The following is a 391-nucleotide window of genomic DNA, read 5'->3' as shown; positions in this document are numbered from 1 at the left end:
CGTCGTCGCGACAAGCGGCGTCATCAATCCGGAGGAAGGGTCGCTTTCGATCGGACGGGCGATTGCCAATACGAGAGTTTATATTCTCGGCGGCGGAGATCAGGTGCAGCCGGAAGGCATTGCCGGTGAATTGTGCGTGGCCGGCCGCGGTCTGGCGCGCGGATACCTGAACCGTGAGGAAGAAACGGCGAAGCGGTTTACCGCAGATCCGTTCGTGCCCGGCGAGCGCATGTACCGGACCGGCGACCTCGTCAAATGGAACGCGCAGTGCGGCATTGAATACATCGGCCGTATCGACCAGCAGGTCAAAGTGAGGGGCTACCGGATCGAGCTTTCAGAAATCGAAGTCCGCCTCGCCCAGCTTGCGGACGTTCATGACGCAGCGGTGACG

General features: G+C 61.4%; 1 protein-coding gene. It reads left to right on the top strand.

What is annotated here, in order from left to right:
• Window positions 1–391, top strand: a 391-nt coding sequence (locus tag G9F75_RS19730) for an AMP-binding protein (protein WP_167409338.1), incomplete at both ends; no start/stop codon positions are given.

The sequence above is a fragment of the Bacillus sp. EKM208B genome (assembly GCF_011800725.1).
In the GTDB taxonomy this organism is placed as follows: Bacteria; Bacillota; Bacilli; order Bacillales; family Bacillaceae; genus Bacillus; species Bacillus velezensis.
The sequence above is the reverse complement of the archived record's forward strand: the minus strand, read 5'-3'. Positions and strand labels throughout refer to the sequence as shown.